Consider the following 20,261-nt stretch of genomic DNA (forward strand, 5'->3'; position numbering starts at 1 on the left):
CGCCCCTTTTCCTTCTGCCCGTTTACGCGGAGAGGGTGCCCGAAGGGCGGATGAGGGGCAGCGCCGACGTTGAAGGGTCAATTGGCTCCCACGCGCGCCGGCCCTTCGCATGGCTCAGGGCGTTCGAAGCTCGAAAAGCCAAGCAATTGGCTTTTCGTCCGCTACGCGGACTCCTTCTCACCCCTCCGCAGCTTCCTCGATCTTGGCAATATCGATCTTGCTCATCTGCATCATCGCCGACATCACCCGCCCGGCCTTGGCCCGGTCCGGATCCAGAAGCAGGCGCGGCAGTTGCTCCGGCACGACTTGCCAGGAGACGCCGAACTTGTCCTTCAGCCAGCTGCATTGCGACGGTTCGCCGCCGCCTTCGATGAGCTTGTCCCAGAAATAATCGACCTCTTCCTGGGTCTTGCAGTCGATCGACTGTGACATCGCCTCGTTGAACTTGAATTGCGGTCCGCCGTTGAGCGCCTGGAACTGCACGCCGTCGAGTTCGAACGTGGTTACCAGCGCCTTGCCGGCATCGGTATGGCCTTCGGGCCAACGCAGCACGCTCAGTACCTTCGAGTTCTTGAAGATGGAAACGTAGAAATTCATCGCCTCTTCGGCCTGGCCGTCGAACCACAGGCAGGTGGTGATCTTTTGCATGTCATGCTCCTCGGGTGTTTGGTTGCGATTACAGGTGAAGCGGCTGACTTATAGAAATGGTGCCATTCCCTTGCCGTCGTCCCAAGGACGGATGCCGGGCTAGCGATCCGACACTGGCCGGCAATCTTTTTCGAAACCCTGATTTCAGCGAGACTCTGGCGCATTGCAAAAATGTGGCCAGACCATACTTGCCGGTCTATAAACCCTGCGATCCAAATCCAGCGCCGCCACGCTCCGCGTTGAGCGCAGCCAGCCAGCCAAGGAAAATTCATGCCTGCCTATCGCTCCCGCACTACCACCCACGGCCGCAACATGGCCGGCGCCCGCGGCCTGTGGCGCGCCACCGGCATGAAGGATTCGGATTTCGGCAAGCCGATCATCGCGGTGGTCAATTCCTTCACCCAGTTCGTGCCGGGTCATGTCCATCTGAAAGACCTTGGCCAGCTGGTGGCGCGCGAGATCGAGAAGGCCGGCGGTGTCGCCAAGGAATTCAACACCATCGCCGTCGATGACGGCATCGCCATGGGCCATGACGGCATGCTCTATTCGCTGCCGTCGCGCGAGCTGATCGCGGACTCGGTCGAATACATGGTCAACGCGCATTGCGCCGATGCCATGGTCTGCATCTCCAATTGCGACAAGATCACGCCCGGCATGCTGATGGCCTCCTTGCGCCTCAATATCCCAAGCGTCTTCGTCTCCGGGGGGCCGATGGAAGCCGGCAAGGTGGTGCTCGCCGGCAAGACACAAGCGCTCGACCTGGTCGACGCCATGGTTGCCGCCGCCGACGACAAGATCTCCGACGAGGACGTCAAGGTCATCGAGCGCTCGGCTTGCCCGACCTGCGGCTCGTGCTCGGGCATGTTCACCGCCAATTCGATGAACTGCCTGACCGAAGCACTGGGGCTCTCGCTGCCGGGCAACGGCTCGACGCTGGCAACCCACGCCGACCGCAAGCGGCTGTTCGTCGAGGCGGGTCACCTTATCGTCGATCTCGCCCAGCGCTACTACGAGCAGGATGATGAGACGGCGCTGCCGCGCAGCATCGCCTCGAAGGGCGCCTTCGAGAACGCCATGACGCTCGACATCGCCATGGGCGGCTCGACCAATACGGTGCTGCATATCCTGGCCGCCGCCCACGAGGGCGAAGTCGATTTCACCATGGAAGACATCGACCGGCTGTCACGGCGGGTTCCGGTGCTATGCAAGGTCGCACCGGCCAAGTCCGACGTGCATATGGAAGACGTCCACCGCGCCGGCGGCATCATGGCGATCCTCGGCCAGCTCGACAATGCCGGGCTGCTCAACCGCGACCTGCCCACGGTGCACACGGCGAGCCTCGGCGAAGCGCTCGACCATTGGGACATTTCCCGCACCTCCAGCCAAAGCGTCCGCGATTTCTTCCTCGCCGCTCCGGGTGGCGTGCCGACACAGGTCGCCTTCAGCCAGGACCGCCGCTGGGACGAGCTCGACCTCGACCGCGAGAAGGGCGTCATCCGTTCGGCCGAAACGCCGTTCTCGAAAGACGGCGGCCTTGCCGTGCTGAAAGGCAATCTGGCGCTCGACGGCTGCATCGTGAAGACGGCCGGCGTTGACGAGTCGATCCTGAAGTTCACCGGCCCGGCCCGCGTGTTCGAAAGCCAGGACGCTTCGGTGAAGGCGATCCTGTCCAACGAAATCAAGGCCGGCGATGTCGTCGTCATCCGCTATGAAGGGCCGCGTGGCGGCCCCGGCATGCAGGAAATGCTCTACCCCACCAGCTATCTGAAGTCGAAAGGCCTCGGCAAAGCCTGCGCGCTGGTCACCGACGGCCGCTTCTCCGGCGGCACATCAGGCCTGTCGATCGGCCATGCCTCGCCCGAAGCAGCGGAAGGCGGCACGATCGGACTGGTGCAGGAAGGCGATACGATCGAGATCGACATCCCCAACCGCACGATCCGGCTTGCTGTCAGCGACGCTGAACTCGACGCGCGCCGCGCGGCCATGGAGGCGAAGGGCGCCATGGCCTGGAAGCCCGAGGAAAAGCGCAAGCGCAAGGTGACGACCGCGCTGCGCGCTTACGCCGCCTTCGCCACCAGCGCCGACAAGGGCGCGGTGCGGCACGTGCCGGAGTGATCCAGCCCGGCTAGTGGTACTGGCCGTACCAAGGCGATTTCGGATCGGGAAGATAGGGCCAATCCGTGCGGGTTGGCAGCGATCGCTTTGCGTCTTCCGCCTGTGATGGTGTCAAGAAGATGCCGAACAGGTCGTTTCCACCGTTGAGCGCGTAGTATCGCACGCCCGAATGGGTGAGCTGGTCATTGATGATTTTGAAGAAGACATAAGTGGCCGTGCCCCAGCTTTTGTCTTCGCTGCCCACACTATCCGGGGCGTATATCACGAACTCCTGGCCAGCCGAGCGCACGGCATATCGTGAAGCGTACATGTCTACGCTTTCCTCGATTGCGATTGGGTCTTTCACATATTGCCGAAGCTCGGGCAAAACTTCTTGGTAGGTCTTTGCGATTCCTTGTTCGGCGAGGTTCTCCGCGTCGAGGTGATGCGCCTTGTCGTAGTCGAGAGCCATGGCAGGAGATTGCGCGGCAAAGGTGCCCAACAAGACGGATCGTAGAAAGGACATGAACCGAGCAGCGCGCATACTCGCACTCCGTTATGGCATCAGCTGATATTCATAAAGCTTCTGATACAGCCCGCCTTGGTTGAGCAGCGTGCGATGCGCGCCGCTTTCCACCACCTTGCCGGCCTCCAGCACCACGATCGTGTCGGCCTGGTGCACGGTCGACAGGCGGTGGGCAATGACGATGGTGGTGCGCCCTACCGTCAGCTGCTGCAGCGCGTCGCGGAAAAGCGCCTCGGATTCGGCGTCGAGCGCGCTGGTCGCCTCGTCGAGCAGCAGGATTTCGGCATTGCGCAGCATGGCGCGCGCGATCGAGATGCGCTGGCGCTGGCCGCCTGACAGCAGCGCGCCATTCTCGCCGACATCCGTGTCGTACCCTTTCGCCTGGGCGCTGATGAAGTCATGTGCATTGGCGGCCCTTGCGGCGGCCATTACTTCCTCGTCCGTGGCGCCCTCGCGCCCGAGCCTGATGTTGTGCATGATCGTGCCGGCAAACAGGAACGTGTCCTGGCTGACATAGGCGATCTTTTCCCTGACCGAGGTGAGCGTGGCACAAGAAATGTCCTGCCCGTCGAACATCACCCTGCCGACCTGCGGGTCGTACATGCGCATGATCAGGTTGAGGATGGTCGACTTGCCGCTGCCCGAGGGTCCGACCAGCGCCGTCATCTTGCCTGCGGCAAGCGTCAGGTCCAGTCCCTCGAACACCGGCGCGCTTTCGGGGTAGGCGAAGCTGACATTGTCGAAATGGATCTCGCCCGGCCCGGCCCGCAGCGGCTTTGCATCCGGCTTTTCGGCCAGCGTCAGCGGCCGGTCGGCGAGCTGGAACATCATGCGCACGCCGACAATGCCGGTTTCAAGCGAGATGCGTACGCGGGCCAGGCGCTTGGCCGGCTCATAGGCCAACAGCAGCGCCGCGATGAACGCCATGATGTTGCCCGGCATCTGACCGCCGCCGCCCAGAACCAGGAAGCCGCTGACAAAAACGGCGCCAGCGATGGCCAGCCCCGCAAGCGTTTCCATCACCGGGCTGGTGGCGGCCTCCAGCGTGGCGATGTTGTTGGCGCGGCTCTCCACGTCCGACACGGCCTTGTACATGCGCTTGCGCATGGCGCCTTCGAGACCGAAGGATTTGACGACGCGCACGCCGATCGCCGTTTCCTGCATCACCTGCACGATCTGGCCGAGCGAACGGAATTCTTGCGAGGCAATTTTTCGGACGCGCTTGAGGATACGATTGACGCCGTAAATGGCGATCGGCCCGATCACCAGACAGATCAGGGACAGCGCCGGCTGCTGCCAGACCATCACACCCACCAGCGCAGCCAGCGTCACCAGGTCGCGAACATAGGACGTGACGATTTGGTCGAGCACGCTGCGCGCGGCCTGGGCATTGTTCGTCATGCGCGAAATCAGTTCGGACGAAGAGGTCGAATGATAGAATTCGATGCCTTGTGCAAGAATGCTGTCATAGATCTTGCGCTGCCGGTCGGCGATGATGGCATTGCCGACCCTGCTCATGAAGTAGGCCTGGATGAAGTTTGCGAAGCCCTTGAGAATGAAAATCGCTCCGGTCGCCGCCGCGATCAGATTGACCTGCCCAATCCTCTTGTAAACCACGAATTCATTGGTGATTTCGCGCAGCATATAGGCGCTGGCTGCTGTCGTTGCCGCCACCACCAGCATCGACAGAATGGCCGCAGCGTAGCCAAATCTATGTGCGTGAAAGGATTCCCGCAAAAGCCTTGCGATAAGGCGCTGGTTTTCCGTCGAACGGAAGAAGCGAAACAAATGGCCGATCCCATGACTGACTGACGAATTTCGGATTCGCCACCGGGGCGAAAGGCGGCTTATAGAGCGAGTTGTGGCCGGATGGAACCTTTCGCTGTCGCGGAGACAATCGGCTGCGGCACGGTGTCTTTTGCGCCACGATTGCGGCGTTCGAGCTTCAGGGAGATGACGACAGATGGATTTCGACCTTGTTGTGCGCGGCGGAACGCTGCCCGACGGCACCGTCGCCGATCTCGGCATCATCGGCGAGACGATCGTCGCCATCGAGCCCGAACTGCATGTCAGCGCCGGCACGGCGATCGACGCCCGTGGCAATCTGATCTCGCCGCCCTTCGTCGATCCGCATTTCCATATGGACGCCACGCTGTCCTACGGCATTCCACGCATCAACGCTTCGGGCACGCTGCTGGAAGGCATTTCGCTGTGGGGCGAACTGAAGCCGCTCTTGACCCATAACGCGGTGCGCGAGCGGGCGCTCGCCTATTGCGACTGGGCGGTCTCGATGGGCCTGCTCGCCATCCGTACCCATGTCGATGTCTGCGACGACCGGCTGCTGGCGGTCGAGGCGCTGCTCGACGTCAAGAAGATTGTCGCGCCCTATATCGATCTGCAACTGGTAGCCTTCCCGCAGGATGGCTTCTACCGTTCGCCGACGGCGCGCCAGAACACGCTGCGCGCGCTCGACATGGGCGTCGACATCGTCGGCGGCATCCCGCATTTCGAACGCACCATGGCCGACGGCACGCGCTCGGTGACCGAATTGTGCGAAATCGCGGCTAAGCGCGGGCTGATGGTCGACCTGCATTGCGACGAGACCGACGATCCGCTGTCGCGCCACATCGAGCAGCTTGCCTATGAGACCCACCGCCTTGGCCTTCAGGGCAAGGTGGCCGGCTCGCACCTCACCTCGATGCACTCGATGGACAATTATTACGTCTCCAAGCTCCTGCCGCTGATTGCCGAGGCCGGTGTGTCGGCGATCCCCAATCCGCTGATCAACATCATGCTGCAGGGCCGCCACGACACGTTTCCCAAACGGCGCGGAATGACCCGGGTGAAGGAGATGCTGGCGCTCGGCATCCGCGTCGGTTGGGGCCAGGATTGCGTTCTCGACCCCTGGTATTCGCTGGGCACCGCCGACATGCTCGACGTCGCCTTCATGGGGCTTCACGTCGCTCAGATGTCGAGCCCTGCCGACATGGCACGCTGCTTCGACATGGTCACCAATGTCAACGCCGCCATCATGGGCCTCGATCATCTCGGCCTTGCCGTGGGCAAGCGCGCCAGCTTCGTCATCCTCGATGCCGGCAATCCGATCGAAGCCTTGAGGTTACGTGCCGAACGGCTGTGCGTCGTCGCCAGGGGCAAGGTGGTGGCCGAGCGCACGAAACAGGAGACACGGCTGTCGATCGCCGGCCGTCCCGGACAGGTGAACCGGCGGCACAAAACTGCGTAGAAACAGCCGATTTCCGCCGCTGGTCTTACCGATTTGCCTCGTCAAAGCGACCGCTTGCAGCTAGGGAGCCGCATGGCCCAGTCGCTCGTCCGCACCTTCACTATCAGGAACGCGCTTCTGGCCGGCATCCTCTTGATGCTGGCCGGCGACTTCATGTTCGCGCTGAACGACGCGATGGGCAAATGGCTGGTCGCCAGCTTCTCGGTCGGCCAGGTGGTGCTGATCCGATCCATCGGCGCCTTCATCGTGCTCGGCCCGATGATCGCCAACCAGGGCGCCCGCAGACTGTTCCGGATGGAGCGGCCGGTCCTCCAGATTCTGCGCGTGCTGGCGACCACGGCGGACACGGCGCTGTTCTATGCCGCCGTCGTCTATCTTCCGCTTGCCGACGTGATGAGCTTCTACATGGCCGGGCCGATCTATGTGGCGGCGCTGTCGCATTTCCTGCTCGGCGAAAAGGTCGGCTGGCGCCGCTGGGCCGCCATCATGGTCGGCTTCTGCGGCGTGCTGATCATCTTGAAGCCGTCTTCGGCGGCGTTCTCGCAGTCCTCGCTGTTCGCACTGGTCGGCAGCATCGCCTTCGCCTTTGCCATCATCCTCAGCCGCCGCCTGCGCGGCACCAGCGACACAACGCTGGTCACCTGGCAGACTATCGGCACGCTGCTGGTCGGCGGCGTGATGACCATAGGCGCCTGGCAGACGCCCTCGGCACTCGATTTCGGCGCCATGCTCCTGCTCGGCATCGTCTCCTGCAGCGCGCATCTGATGATTACCAGGGCGCTGAAACTGGCCCCTGCCTCGACGCTGGCGCCGCTGCACTACAGCCTGCTTCTATGGGCGGTGATCTTCGGCCTGGCATTCTTCGGCGACCTGCCGGGACCGCGCATCCTGATCGGCTCGGCCATCGTCGTGTTCGCCGGCCTGTTCATCTTCCACCGCCAGAAGGTGGTCGAAACAGTCGTGCCGCCGGAGAACGTGCCGAAAGGCGTGAATTGACCTAACCTTGGCGCACCGCCGCCAGATGCCGTGAAAACTCAGGCGTTTCCATCAGCGCCTTGCAACGGGCGAAGCGGCCGTCGGCATAGGCGTGGAAGTCCTCGACCGGGTTGTTGTTGGCAAGCTGGATCAGCCCCCACAACGTCCACAACAGGTCGCACATCGCCTTGTAGATAACGACGCGGCCGCGCTCGGCCGGTTTCGCCTCGCCGCCGAAATAGGCGCGCATCATCTCTTCCTCTTGCGTGGTGTCGAACCGACCTTCGACCGAGAGGTCGCCGAGGTCCCAGAGCGGGTCGTTCATCCCCGAATATTCCCAGTCGACGATCCACATCCGCTCGCCCGTATCGAGAAAATTCTCGCACAGTGGATCGCAATGGCAGGCGGCAATCGGCAGTCTATGGGCAGCAAGGGCGGCACGCACGGTGTCGGATTCGCGCACCACGTCGTGGTAGCCCGGCGGCAAGGCGACGTCCTTGGTCGACAAGACCTTGAGATAGTCGTCGATCATTGCAAACAGCTCGAAGCGGAACGGAAACACCGCACCGGACGCGTGCAGCCTGCGGAAGGCTTCGCCGGCGCGGGCCGGGCTGCCGGCGCGCAGCTTGAATTTTTCCGGCGACATCGTCACGGCGCCGGCAACGAAGCGGCTCGCCAGCACGCCTGTCGCAGGGTCGACATGCAGCACTTCGGGGCTGACGCCGGCTTTGGCCGCCTCACGCGCCGCCACCGCTTCATTGGCGCGGTTGATATATTCCTCGGTGCCTTTGCCGGGGATACGCAGGCAGATATCGCCGGCCCGAAAGACGAGATTGGTCATCCCGCCGAGCCGCTCCAGCGGTCCGTCATAGCCCGCCAATGCCGGAATCGCCGCAAGTGTTGCGCGTGCCTCGTCCGTCCCCATGCCTGTTGCCCCTGGCGTGTTATTTCTTGCGACAACGGTTCCACAGTTTTCGCCGTTTGGCTATCATCCGATCGAGGGTGAGCAGCGAGCTGGCGGAGAAACAGCCATGGCGGGCAACAAGGATCATGGCGGGCTTGGCGCCGCCTATGCGGCGCAACGGCCCGAGGACGTCGCCGCGATCTATGACAAATGGTCGGAAACCTACGATGCCGATATGTCGGCCGCCGGCTACCGCCATCCGACGATCTGCCTGGCCCTGCTGGCCCGCCATCTGCCGCGCGGCGCCGCACCGCTTCTCGACGCCGGCGCCGGCACCGGGCTGATCGGCGAGTGGCTGGCCATCACCGGCTATCCCCAGGTCGAAGCGCTCGATATTTCGCAAGGCATGCTGGCCAAGGCAGCGGCAAAGGGCGTCTATTCGGCGCTGCATTGCCTGGCGCTCGGCGGCCCGCTGCCCTTTGCCGACAATGCCTATGCCGGCATCGTCTCGGCCGGCGTTTTCACCTCCGGCCATGTCAGCGCCGGGGGGCTGGATGAACTGATCCGCATCTGCCGGCCGGACGGCATCATCGTGCTGACGGTCAAGAACACGCTGTGGAACGCCGGCTTCGCCGAACGCATCGCTGTACTCGAAGCTGAGGGCAGGGTTGTCCGCGCCGAGGAGACGGCGCCCTATGTCTCGATGCCGGGCGAGTCGGATACCGTGCCCAGCCGCGGCCTCGTGCTTCGTGTGAGCTAATCCAGGTTTCGTCTACGCTTTGATCTTGCTCATCGCCGAATCGTACATCGGCTCGAGATGGATCTTGGCCGGCGTCCGTTCCATCGCCACCACCAGCTCATAGTCGCCTGAGCTGAGAAAATCGTCGCTGACGCCATCGGCGTTGCGGACATAGCCATAGCCGATGTTCTTAGCCAGCGTGTAGCCATAACCGCCGCTGGTGAGATAGCCGACCGGTTCGCCATTGCGCAAAATCGTCTCGCGCCCGACCAGCACGATATCGGGATCGTCGACCGTGAAGCCGGCAAAGCGTTTCTTCAGGTCGGCGCCGCTGATCTTTTCGAGCGCCCGCCGGCCGACGAAATCGGTGTTCTTCCTCAGCTTCACCGCCCAGCCGAGGCCGGCCTCCTGAGGCGTGTCGTTGGGGGTGATGTCGGAGCCCCAGGCGCGGTAGCCTTTCTCCAGCCGAAGTGATTCCAGCGCCCGGTAGCCGATCGGCCGGATGCCGTGCGGCTTGCCTGCCGCCATCAGCGTGTCGAAAATCTCGCCGGTGGCGGCGATTGGCACATGCAATTCCCAGCCGAGCTCGCCGACATAGGTGACGCGCAGCGCCCGCACCGTGTGACCGGCAATAGCGATCTCGCTGACATGGCCGAATGGGAAGGCGGCATTCGAGACATCCGCGTCGGTGACGGCCGAAAGCACATCGCGGGCGCACGGTCCCATCAGCGACAGCGTGCCGAAATCCTCGGTGACATCTTTCAACGCCACGTCGAGGCCCTTGCCGACATGGTCGCCGATCCAGGAGAGATCATGCGTGCGGAAGCCGGTGCCGGTGACGATGTAGAATTTGTCTTCGGCGAGCCTGGCCACCGTCAGGTCGGCCTCTATGCCACCGCGCGTGTTGAGAAGCTGCGTGTAGGTCAGCCGTCCCACCGGCTTGGCGACATCGTTGGCGCAGATCCAGTCCAGCGCCTTAGCCGCATCCGAACCCGTCATTTCGTATTTGGCGAAGGACGACTGGTCGAAGATGCCGACTTTCTCGCGCACATGGCGATGCTCCTCGCCGACCGGGCCAAACCAGTTCTGCCGGCCCATGGAATAAATGTCTTCGGATGTGGCGCCCTGCGGCGCGAACCAGTTCGGCCGTTCCCAGCCGAGCTTGGAGCCGAACACCGCGCGGTGCGCTTTCAGCCGCTCGTAGAGCGGCGAGACGATGCGCGGCCGGCCCGAGACGTACTCCTCATGCGGAAAGCCGATCGTGTAATGCTTGCCATAGGCTTCCAGCGTGCGATCGCTGACCCATTGCCGGTCGCGGTGCAAATTGGAAAAGCGCCTGATGTCGACCACCCAAAGGTCGAGCGGCGCTTCACCATCGACAACCCATTGCGCCAGCACCCAGCCGGCGCCGCCGCCGGAAGCGATGCCGAAGGCGTTGAAGCCGGCGCCGACGAACATGTTGGCGCATTCGGGCGCGACACCGAGGATGAAATTGCCGTCCGGCGTAAAACTCTCCGGCCCGTTGATCATCTGCTTGACGCCGACCGTCTCCAGCGCCGGCACGCGCGCGATCGCCTGGCTCATATGCTGTTCGAAATGATCGTAGTCGTCGTCGAACAGGCGGAACTCCCAGTCATCGGGGACATCGCCGCCGGGCAGGCCGGTCGCCCAGGCCTGCGGGTTCGGCTCATAGCCGCCCATCACCAGCCCGCCGACCTCTTCCTTGAAATAGGTGCGGCGGTCGGGATCGCGGATTGTCGGCGCGTCGGTCGCCAGCCCGTCGATCTTCTCGGTGATGATGTACTGGTGCTTGACGGGTTGCAGCGGCACGCAAATGCCGGCCATCGCGCCGACCTGGCGTGCCCATTGCCCGGCGCAGTTCACCACCTTGTCGCAAGCAATGTCGCCCTTGTTGGTCTTCACCGCGGTGATGTGCCCGTCCGTCATGTCAAAGCCGGTAACGCGGACGTCCTCGAACAGCTTGGCGCCATGCATGCGCGCGCCCTTGGCCAGCGACTGCGTGATGTCGGAGGGGCTGGCCTGCCCATCGGTCGGCAGCCAGGAGGCGCCGACGAGGTCGCCGGTCTCCAGCAGCGGCCACATCTTTTTGACCTCCCCCGGCGACAGCAACTGCATGTCCATGCCGAAGCTCCTGGCCGTCGTCGCCAGCCGTTTATATTCGGTCCAGCGGTCGGCATTGGTCGCAAGCCTGAGGCACCCGGTCATCTTCCAGCCGGTAGCGAGCCCGGTTTCGGCTTCCAGCCCCTTGTAGAGCTCGACCGAATATTTGAGCACGCGGGTGATCGAGGCGGACGAGCGCAGCTGGCCGACCAGCCCGGCCGCGTGCCAGGTCGAACCCGAGGTCAGCTTCCCCTGTTCCAGCAGCACGACATCGGCCTTGTGGTCGCGTGCCAGGTGATAGGCCGTCGAACAGCCGATAATACCGCCGCCGATGACGACGATGCCGGCATGTGTAGGCAATGTCATGGCTGTGTCCCGTATTTCGTCCGGTAATTGTCCAGCGCCGCGTCGAGCCGCGTCAGGTTCTGCGCGGTGTAGGCGACGTAGTCGATGCCGGGCGCGTCGAGGTAAAGTTCGGAAACCATGCTCCACATCGCCTCGCGCAGCAGCGAGGCGCATTGCATGGCCGCGTGCGAGCGGCGGATCGCCTCATCCGGCTCGCGCATGAAATACGCGGTGAGGAAAGTGAAGGACTCCGCGTCGCTCATCTCGGCGTTGGAGGCAACGCCGGCAAGATCGAACATCGCGGTGTTGAAACCGGCATATTCGAAATCGATGAGCCACAACCTGTCGCCATCGTCGAGAATATTTGCCGGCAAAAGATCATTGTGGCCGAAGACGATCGGCAGCAGTTTCTGGGCCCGCTCCAACTCGTCGGCCAGAGCCAGCAGCCTGGGCAGCTCGTCGCGCTTGCGGCTGCCGCCTTCGCTCAGCGTTCGCGCATAGTCGCGGATGACATGGAAGACCCAGAACATGAAGCCGGCGCCGGAGATGTGATTGGGCATCTCGCGATGGAACCCGCGCATAAGGGCCGCGACGCGGCCGATATTGGCGCGCACGTCCTCGGCAACATAGGTTTTCGCGCCGAGAAATTCCGTGACCATGATGCCGGGTTCGGAATGGTGGACCGCCGGCGCGAAGCCTGCGGCGTGCGCCGCGCGGGCCGTCATCACCTCGCGGTCGCGAAAGACGTGGTGAAATGGATAGTCCTGGCCGAAGCGCACGACATGCCGCCCGGCCGCGTCCTTGACCAGATAGTTGGCGTTGCTGAGGCCGCCCGGCAGCGGCGCAATGTCGATGCTGCCATTCCAGCAAGGCAAGGCCCGGATGCGGTCTTCAGCAGTCACGGGGCCATCCCTGACTTTTGCGGAGCTTCGATAGGCGCCAAGCGCCGCGCAACGAGGGTTCGGGGAAGCGCAAAAATCTCGTCGGTGCGGGACACAGGAACTCCTATCCCGCACCGCACCGACGAGCCCCTCTGGCCAGGTTTTGATACCCGGTCTCCGCCCCCGCGGATTTGAAAAACTTTGTGCCAGTTCAATCCCAGACGGTCTGGCCAGACGGTCGGGTCCGTGAAATGCGGCTCTGCCATCACCCTCCCGTGGCAGTTCCGAAGCCCTGTCACGCCATCAATGTCACGCTAGTGCTGCTTATCTGTCAATGAAATGTTGTGACTTTTTTTGGGTGTTTTGCCCGAAACCACGAGCAATTCCTTTAAAAACGTCTGCATTGCCCTAAAACCGGGCAGGCCGCAAATCAGGAAGCCACATGATCCATTCGAAACGGCATGGCGAAATCCTCCGCCTCCTCAAGGAAGAGGGCACCGTCACCATTGCCAGCCTCGCCGACCGGCTGGGGGTTTCGCTTGAAACGGTGCGCCGGGATGTCAAGCCACTGACCGGCAACGGATCCGTCTTGAAGATGCATGGCGCTATCGGCCTGCCGTCGATGGCGGGCGAAGCGCCGTTCGAGCGGCGCATGCGCGACAACGCCGAGGCCAAGCGGCTGATCGCCCGCATGGTCGCTGCCACCATTCGCGACGGTGAATCGGTCATGCTGGACACCGGCACCACGACCTCGTTCCTGGCCCGCGAACTGCTCGGCCACCGGCGGCTGACGGTGGTCACCAACTCGTCCGATATCGCCCGCACGCTGGCCACCGTCAACGGCAACAAGGTCTATATGGCCGGGGGCGAATTGCGCAGCGATTCCGGGGCCGCCTTCGGCGCCTCGGCGATCGATTTCGTCAGCCGCTTCTCGGTCAGCCACGCGGTGATTTCGATAGGCGCCGTCGATGCCGCCGCAGGCCTTGCCGACTACGATCTGGAAGAGGCGGAGTTCGCCCGCATGGTGCTGTCGCGCGGCCAGCGCTCGCTGGTCGTTACCGATCATACCAAATTCGGCCGCCAGGGGCTGGTCCAGGTCTGCGGCTTCGACGGGTTTTCCGAACTCGCCACCGACCAGCCGCCGCCGCGCGACATTGCCTCGGCACTTGCCGAGGCTGGAGCGCGCCTTAGCATTGCTGCCGCCTAGCCAAACACCAGCGACTGGCGCGCCGCGATCCCGGCCATGCCGCCACCCGATACCACGAAGGCGATGTTGTGCATCATGCGCGCCGCGTCGCCGGCCGCAGAAGATGTCGTTCTGGTGAAAAATTGTTTTTCAATCATCCGCTCTTCGCAATGTCCACGCAACTTGGCAGCCGCAAACAGCGCCTCGTCGAAATGCGGGCCGGGCGAATCGCCCGCATCAGCAATGAGGCCACCATGCTGCAAACGATGCCTTGTCTTTCCTCATGGCCTGGACGCTTGCGCGCTCCGACCTGGAAGCGGACCCGGCTTGGCCGGACATTCCGCAACTTTCCGCTGGCGACGGTGTATGACGGTGTACAAGGTGTCCAGGATCAAGAACCTCAAAACCTATGACTGGCGCTTCGCATGACTGATCCACTGTCGGCGATCCTGGGCTTCGGCCTGCTCGGCGTCGGCTGCCTCGCCTTCACCGAAAAGATCCTGCCGCTGCCGCCCTCGCATGTGCTGCTGCTGTTCCTCGGCATGACGGCAGCCCCCGATCTCCCGGCGCTGGCGATCCTGCTCCTGGTGACGACGCTGTCCGCCATCACAGGCTGCCTTGTCTGGTATAGTTTGGGTCGTCGGATTGGCTTGGATCGTGCCGACAGGCTGGTCGAGCGTTTCGGCAAATATGTCTGCTTGCGCTATGCGACCTACAGCAAGCTTGGTCAGGCCTATCGCCGCCATCATGTCCGGGTCTCCTTGCTGGCGCAGTTCATCCCGACGGTTCGCAACTATCTGCCGATCGCGGCCGGCGCGCTCCGTCTTCCACTCTTGCCCTTCGCGGCGGCGACGCTGCTCGGCGCCACTTTGTGGAACACCGGCTTCCTCGTCACCGGCTACCTTATGCGCGGCAGCGGCCGGGATTCCTATGCCATCGGCTTTCGCATCATCGTCATCGTTTTGGCGCTGGAGACGGCCTTCATGCTCGCGCTTCGCTACGGTCCTGCCTGCCGGCGGCGCCTCGGGTTCGGCTGACCAGGAGGCGCCTCAAGCCGTATGGGTATAAGCTCCGCCTTCGGCTTTCCTTCCCCGGCGCGCCGGTGTTTAGTCCGGCCATGGCTTTCACCATCCGCCAGCTGCAGTTCTTCATTGCCGTCGCCGAGCAAGGCACGGTGTCGGGCGCCGCACAAAACCTCTCCATCTCGCAATCCTCGGTCACCGAGGCGATCAAGGAGCTGGAGAGCGATCTCGGCGTCGAATTGTTCGAGCGCCATCCACGTGGCCTCAACATTACTCACAAAGGCCACCAGTTCCTGCGCCATGCGACCAAGATCCTGGCCGACGTCTCCGATGCGCGCCGCGCTTTCTCCGACGACCAGGTGGTGGCCGGCGGGCGCCTGCAGCTCGGCGTCACCTCGCTGGTCGCCGGCTATGTGCTGTCCGATCTGCTGGCGCGCTACCGCCGCGCCTATCCCGGCGTCGATGTCTCGGCCATCGAGGACAATGGCGACTATCTCGAACATCTGCTGATCGGCGGCAAGCTCGACATTGCCGTCATGGTCACCTCCAATTTGCGCGACCGCACCGCGCTGCAGTCGGAAATCCTCGAGGTCTCGGCCTACCGGCTGTGGGTCCCGCTCGGCCACAAGCTGGCCAGCGCCGACATTATCGGCATAGGCGACATTGCCGGCGAGCCGCTGATCATGCTGACCGTCGACGAGATCGAGGAGAACACCGGCAAGCTTCTGGCGGCGATCGGCGCCAGGCCGCATGTCGCCTTTCGCACCCGCTCGGTCGAAGCCGTTCGCAGCCTCGTCGCCACAGGTGCGGGCGTGGCGTTGCTGCCCGACCTAGTCTACCGGCCGTGGTCGCTGGAAGGCGACCGCATCGAATCGCGCGACATTTCGGGTTCCCTGCCGGTCGTCCAGGTCGGCATGGTCTGGCGCCGCGGCTCCGGTCTGCCGCAGGCGTCGCGCGACTTCATCGGCCTTGCCCAGTCGCAGCGTATGGTACGCCAGCAGCGTTGATAGGGTACGTGGTTATCTATCGGAAAAACCGATATCGCGTTTCTGATAAATGAATTTGCGAAACCGGAATTTTCCGAGCACTTTTCATGTCAGGGACGAAAGCCGCCATCAGAGCGGCAACGTGCCATCGGATGAACTGACGCTTTTCAGCCTGCGGCTGACCGCGGCGGCGACTCGCTTCGCAGTCAGGCGCCAAATGGGAGATTGACGATGTACTCATTTCTGAAGACGTGCACCGCCTTGACGGTCGCGCTAACCTTTTCCGGTCAGGCTGTCGCCCAGGTCAAGGAGCTCGGCAAGGGCGAAGGCGAGGTCAGCATCGTTGCCTGGCCGGGCTACATCGAGCGCGGCGAAACCGACAAGGGCTATGACTGGGTGACCTCCTTCGAGAAGGAGAGCGGCTGCAAGGTCAACGTCAAGACCGCCAACACCTCCGACGAGATGGTCTCGCTCATGAATGAGGGCGGCTTCGATCTGGTCACCGCTTCGGGTGATGCCTCGCTGCGCCTCGTCGCCGGCAAGCGCGTGCAGCCGATCAACACCGATCTCATCCCGAGCTGGAAGGCGGTAGACGACCGTCTGAAGGATGCGCCCTGGTTCACCGTCGACAAGGTGCATTACGGCGTTCCCTATCAGTGGGGCCCGAACATCCTGATGTACAACACCGATGTCTTCAAGGAAGCGCCCAAGAGCTGGAACGTCGTCTTCGAGGAAATGAACCTGCCGGACGGCAAGTCCAACAAGGGCCGCGTCCAGGCCTATGACGGCCCGATCCACATCGCCGACGCCGCCAACTATTTGATGTTCCACAAGCCGGAACTCGGCATCAAGGACCCGTACGAACTGAACGAAGACCAGTACAAGGCAGCGCTCGAGCTGCTGCGTGTTCAGCGGACGCTGGTCGGCCGCTACTGGCATGACGCCGCCATCCAGGTCGACGACTTCCAGAACGAAGGCGTCGTCGCTTCCGGTTCGTGGCCTTACCAGGTCAACACGCTGGTTGCCGCCAAGAAGCCGGTCGCCTCGACCGTGCCGGAAGAAGGCGTCACCGGCTGGGCCGACACCACCATGATGGAGGCCGACGCCGCGCATCCCAACTGCGCCTATATGTGGCTTGAGCATTCGCTGTCGCCCAAGGTGCAAGGCGATGTCTCGGCCTGGTTCGGCTCGCTCCCCGTGGTGCCCGCTGCCTGCAAGGCCAACGAGCTGCTCGGCGAGGAAGGCTGCAAGACCAACGGCTACGAGAACTTCGACAAGATCAAGTTCTGGAAGACGCCGGTCTCGAAGTGCGCCACCCAGAACGACCACTGCGTGCCCTACTACCGCTGGGTGTCCGACTATATCGGCGTCATCGGCGGGCGGTGAGCTCCCTTAACCCTCCCCCTTGTGGGGAGGGTCGACGCGCAGCGTCGGGGTGGGGGCAACGCTGACGTCCGGTGCTAGTCACCCCACCCGCGGCTTCGCCGCGACCTCCCCCATCGAGGGGGAGGTGAAGTGCCGTGCCCGCTGGCCTGATTGGTGGCGGCAAGAGCTATTTCGACGAACACAAACCGGCAACAGACGGACAGCCCATGACATCGGCCGTTTCCTTCCAGAAAGTCTCTCGCCATTTCGGCAGCGTGCGCGCCGTCGATGCGGTCGATCTCGATATCGTGCCGGGCGAGTTCTTCGCCATGCTCGGTCCGTCGGGGTCCGGCAAGACGACCTGCCTGCGCCTCATCGCCGGCTTCGAGCAGCCGACCTCGGGCTCGATCTCGATCTTCGGCGACCGCGCCGAGGGCGTGCCGCCCTATCGCCGCAACGTCAACACGGTGTTCCAGGACTACGCGCTGTTCCCGCATTTGAACGTGCTGGACAATGTCGCCTACGGGCTGATGGTCAAGGGCATCGCCAAGCCGCAGCGGCAGAAGGCGGCGGAAGAGGCATTGTCACTGGTGCGGCTTCCCGGCTATGGCGCCCGCCGTCCCGGCCAGCTCTCCGGCGGCCAACGCCAGCGCGTGGCGCTGGCCCGTGCGCTGGTCAACCAGCCCAAGGTGCTTCTGCTCGACGAGCCGCTCGGCGCGCTCGATCTCAAACTGCGCGAGAACATGCAGGAAGAGCTGAAGTCGCTGCAGAAGGCGCTCGGCATCACCTTCGTCTTAGTCACCCACGACCAGGGCGAAGCGCTGTCGATGGCCGACCGCGTCGCCGTCTTCAATGACGGCAAGATCATGCAGATCGGCACGCCGGAAGACATCTACCAGCGGCCCAGGACACGCTTCGTCGCCGATTTCGTCGGCTCCTCCAACGTACTGCCGCCGGACTTCGTCCAGCGCTATTCCGGCCAGCACCGCTGGGGCAGCCTGCGTCCCGAATCCATCCGCATCGGCCGCGCCGCCAAAGGCGAGGGCGTTGCCGCGCGCCTGGTCGGAACCAACTATCTCGGCGCTACGACCAAGCTGGCGCTCGACGCCGACGGGTTGAGGCTGCACGCCATCGTGCCGGCCGGGACAAAGCTGCCGGCGGAAGGCGAAGCGGTGGTGCTGACGTTCAACCGCGAGCATTTGCATTTGATGGACGAGCCGGCATGATTGAGGTTTGCGCCAAGCACCCCCCTCTGTCCTGCCGGACATCTCCCCCTCAAGCGGGGAGATTGGCTGTTCCTCCCGGTTTCGCCAATCTTCAACGTTGGGGATTTGGCGAGGCAGCGAAACTGCTGATCTCCCCCCTTGAGGGGGAGATGTCCGGCAGGACAGAGGGGGGTGTGAAGGAACGCGGCTTCTCAGGGTTCCTTCAGCACGCGGTCGCCCCATGACCATCGCCGCGCTCAACTCAACCTCCGCCCCCGCCATCCTGCCCGGCAGCGGTGGCATGCGCGGCGCACTGTCGGACCTTTTCTGGCGCAAGCCGCAACTGCTGCTGTTCCTCATGCTGGCGCCGCCGGTGCTGTGGTTGGGCGTCGTCTATATCGGTTCGCTGTTCGCGCTCTTGGCGCAGAGCTTTTTCTCGATCGACGAGTTCTCCGGCCTCATCAACCACGAATTCACGCTGAAGACCTATGGCGACCTGTTCCAGCCCGCCAATCTCGACATCATCCTGCGCACGGTGACGATGGCGGTGCTGGTCACGCTGGCCTCGGCCGTCATCGCCTTCCCGATCGCCTATTATGCGGCGCGCTATGCCCGCGGCCGCTGGAAGGCGCTGTTCTATCTCGGAATCATGCTGCCGCTATGGTCGAGTTACCTCGTCAAGATCTACGCCTGGAAGCTGATCCTCGCCAAGGAAGGCATTTTGACCTGGCTGCTCGCCAAATTGCATCTGCTCTGGGTGCTCGATGGCTGGCTGTCGCTGCCGGTCGTCGGCGGCAACTCTTTGTCGGTCTCCGCCACCGGCACCTTCATCGCTTTCGTCTATGTCTGGCTGCCGTTCATGATCCTGCCGGTGCAGGCGGCATTGGAGCGCGTGCCCGGCAATCTGGTCGAGGCGTCCTCCGATCTCGGCGCATCGCCGGGCCAGACCTTCCGCAACGTGCTGTTCCCGCTGGCGCTGCCCGGCATCGTCGCCGGCTCGATCTTCACCTTCTCGCTGACGCTGGGCGACTACATCATCCCACAGATCATCGGCACATCGCGGCTGTTCATCGGGCAGGCCGTCTATTCGCAGCAAGGCACAGCCGGCAACATCCCGCTCGCCGCAGCCTTCACCGTCGTGCCCATCGTCATCATGGGTTTCTATCTCTGGGGCGCCAAGCGCATGGGGGCCTTCGATGCGCTCTGACGGTTCGCAATCCGCTCCGCTCGGCCTCAAGATCGCTGCCGCCTGCGGCCTGCTGTTCCTGCATCTGCCGATCTTGTTGATCTTCGTCTACGCCTTCACCACGGAAGAGAAGAGCTTCGTCTGGCCGCCGCCGGGGCTGACCACACAATGGTTCGCCGTCACCTGGAACCGGCCGGATGTCTGGCAGGCGCTGTCGCTTTCGGTCCGTGTCGCCGCCATCTCGACCGCGATTGCCTTGATACTGGGCACGCTGTGCGCCGCCGCCGTGTCACGGACGAAATTCTTCGGCCGCGAGACGATCTCGCTGCTCGTCATCCTGCCGATCGCGCTGCCCGGCATCATCACCGGCATCGCGTTGCGCTCGGCCTTCTCGCTAGCCGACATCCCGTTCTCGTTCTGGACGATCGTGCTCGGCCACGCCACCTTCTGCGTTGTCGTCGTCTACAACAATGCGGTCGCCCGTTTCCGCCGCACTTCCGGCTCAATGATCGAGGCCTCGATGGATCTCGGCGCCGACGGCTTCCAGACCTTCCGGCACGTCGTGCTGCCCAACATCGCCACCGCTCTGCTTGCCGGGGGGATGCTCGCCTTCGCGCTCTCCTTCGACGAGGTCATCGTCACCACCTTCACCGCCGGCCAGCAGCAGACCGTGCCGATCTGGATGCTGGAAGAGCTGATCCGCCCACGCCAGCGTCCGGTCACCAATGTCGTCGCCATGGTCGTGGTGCTGGTGACGCTGCTGCCCATCCTTGCCGCCTATTACCTGACCCGCGACGGCGACCAGATCGCCGGTTCGGGCAAATGAAGAACAGC

Annotated in this window: 18 protein-coding genes; 11 read left to right on the forward strand and 7 right to left on the reverse strand. The window is 63.4% G+C overall.

Annotated features, from left to right (window positions below):
* Nucleotides 1-177: 177 nt before the first annotated feature.
* Nucleotides 178-648, reverse strand: a complete 471-nt coding sequence (locus AC3EML_RS07035; protein ID WP_023743207.1) for a VOC family protein — start codon at nt 646-648, stop codon at nt 178-180.
* 270 nt (nt 649-918) lie between these two features.
* Here AC3EML_RS07035 and ilvD point away from each other — a divergent pair, with 270 nt between their 5' ends.
* Nucleotides 919-2,763, forward strand: a complete 1,845-nt coding sequence (gene ilvD, locus AC3EML_RS07040) for a dihydroxy-acid dehydratase (RefSeq protein ID WP_031246581.1) — start codon at nt 919-921, stop codon at nt 2,761-2,763.
* Between the two features lie 10 nt (nt 2,764-2,773).
* Here the strand turns inward: ilvD and AC3EML_RS07045 are convergent, their stop codons facing one another.
* The gene (locus AC3EML_RS07045) at nt 2,774-3,244 is read right to left on the reverse strand and encodes a hypothetical protein (RefSeq protein ID WP_156033682.1); all 471 of its coding nucleotides are present in this window, start codon (nt 3,242-3,244) and stop codon (nt 2,774-2,776) included.
* A gap of 54 nt (nt 3,245-3,298) precedes the next feature.
* A complete protein-coding gene (locus AC3EML_RS07050) occupies nt 3,299-5,056 on the reverse strand; it encodes an ABC transporter ATP-binding protein (protein ID WP_023698913.1) in 1,758 nt (585 codons plus the stop codon).
* A 175-nt stretch (nt 5,057-5,231) separates the two neighbouring features.
* Here AC3EML_RS07050 and AC3EML_RS07055 point away from each other — a divergent pair, with 175 nt between their 5' ends.
* Nucleotides 5,232-6,512 (forward strand): amidohydrolase family protein, encoded by a 1,281-nt coding sequence (locus AC3EML_RS07055; RefSeq protein WP_352500265.1) that lies wholly within the window; start codon nt 5,232-5,234, stop codon nt 6,510-6,512.
* A gap of 72 nt (nt 6,513-6,584) precedes the next feature.
* The gene (locus AC3EML_RS07060; RefSeq protein ID WP_352500264.1) at nt 6,585-7,508 is read left to right on the forward strand and encodes a DMT family transporter; all 924 of its coding nucleotides are present in this window, start codon (nt 6,585-6,587) and stop codon (nt 7,506-7,508) included.
* 1 nt (nt 7,509) lies between these two features.
* Here the strand turns inward: AC3EML_RS07060 and AC3EML_RS07065 are convergent, their stop codons facing one another.
* Complete coding sequence (locus AC3EML_RS07065) at nt 7,510-8,412, reverse strand: phosphotransferase (RefSeq protein ID WP_352500263.1); 903 nt, start codon at nt 8,410-8,412, stop codon at nt 7,510-7,512.
* 106 nt (nt 8,413-8,518) lie between these two features.
* Between AC3EML_RS07065 and AC3EML_RS07070 the strand changes: the two genes are divergently transcribed.
* Complete coding sequence (locus tag AC3EML_RS07070; RefSeq protein WP_352521702.1) at nt 8,519-9,151, forward strand: class I SAM-dependent DNA methyltransferase; 633 nt, start codon at nt 8,519-8,521, stop codon at nt 9,149-9,151.
* A gap of 12 nt (nt 9,152-9,163) precedes the next feature.
* On the opposite strand, the gene AC3EML_RS07075 is transcribed toward AC3EML_RS07070, so the two are convergent.
* Both AC3EML_RS07075 and AC3EML_RS07080 read right to left on the reverse strand, forming a co-directional pair.
* Entirely contained in the window at nt 9,164-11,617 is a 2,454-nt protein-coding gene (locus AC3EML_RS07075) for a GcvT family protein (protein ID WP_352521701.1), read from the reverse strand.
* Nucleotides 11,614-12,498, reverse strand: a complete 885-nt coding sequence (locus AC3EML_RS07080) for a phosphotransferase (RefSeq protein WP_352496892.1) — start codon at nt 12,496-12,498, stop codon at nt 11,614-11,616. The genes AC3EML_RS07075 and AC3EML_RS07080 overlap by 4 nt, the downstream gene beginning before the upstream one ends.
* Before the next feature lie 421 nt (nt 12,499-12,919).
* Between AC3EML_RS07080 and AC3EML_RS07085 the strand changes: the two genes are divergently transcribed.
* Nucleotides 12,920-13,684: a DeoR/GlpR family DNA-binding transcription regulator gene (locus AC3EML_RS07085; RefSeq protein ID WP_023692636.1), complete on the forward strand. Its 765-nt coding sequence runs from the start codon at nt 12,920-12,922 to the stop codon at nt 13,682-13,684.
* On the opposite strand, the gene AC3EML_RS07090 is transcribed toward AC3EML_RS07085, so the two are convergent.
* Nucleotides 13,681-13,926: a hypothetical protein gene (locus tag AC3EML_RS07090; protein WP_352521700.1), complete on the reverse strand. Its 246-nt coding sequence runs from the start codon at nt 13,924-13,926 to the stop codon at nt 13,681-13,683. The two genes, AC3EML_RS07085 and AC3EML_RS07090, sit on opposite strands and share 4 nt — an antisense overlap.
* A 162-nt stretch (nt 13,927-14,088) precedes the next feature.
* On the opposite strand from AC3EML_RS07090, the gene AC3EML_RS07095 reads away from it, so the two are divergent.
* From AC3EML_RS07095 to AC3EML_RS07120, 6 genes are all read left to right on the forward strand, one after another.
* Nucleotides 14,089-14,700, forward strand: a complete 612-nt coding sequence (locus tag AC3EML_RS07095) for a DedA family protein (RefSeq protein ID WP_352521699.1) — start codon at nt 14,089-14,091, stop codon at nt 14,698-14,700.
* 80 nt (nt 14,701-14,780) lie between these two features.
* On the forward strand, nt 14,781-15,692 hold the full coding sequence (locus tag AC3EML_RS07100) for a LysR family transcriptional regulator (protein WP_023673412.1): 912 nt from the start codon (nt 14,781-14,783) through the stop codon (nt 15,690-15,692).
* A 210-nt stretch (nt 15,693-15,902) separates the two neighbouring features.
* On the forward strand, nt 15,903-17,057 hold the full coding sequence (locus AC3EML_RS07105; protein ID WP_352521698.1) for an ABC transporter substrate-binding protein: 1,155 nt from the start codon (nt 15,903-15,905) through the stop codon (nt 17,055-17,057).
* A 206-nt stretch (nt 17,058-17,263) separates the two neighbouring features.
* Nucleotides 17,264-18,262: an ABC transporter ATP-binding protein gene (locus AC3EML_RS07110; protein ID WP_352521696.1), complete on the forward strand. Its 999-nt coding sequence runs from the start codon at nt 17,264-17,266 to the stop codon at nt 18,260-18,262.
* A 220-nt stretch (nt 18,263-18,482) separates the two neighbouring features.
* Nucleotides 18,483-19,448 carry an ABC transporter permease gene (locus AC3EML_RS07115; RefSeq protein WP_023732489.1) on the forward strand — a complete coding sequence of 322 codons (966 nt, stop codon included), beginning with the start codon at nt 18,483-18,485 and terminating at the stop codon, nt 19,446-19,448.
* The gene (locus tag AC3EML_RS07120) at nt 19,438-20,253 is read left to right on the forward strand and encodes an ABC transporter permease (RefSeq protein ID WP_023673416.1); all 816 of its coding nucleotides are present in this window, start codon (nt 19,438-19,440) and stop codon (nt 20,251-20,253) included. Before AC3EML_RS07115 ends, AC3EML_RS07120 begins: the two co-directional genes overlap by 11 nt.
* The last annotated feature ends 8 nt before the right edge of the window (nt 20,254-20,261 follow it).

Source organism: Mesorhizobium sp. P170090 (assembly GCF_057786115.1).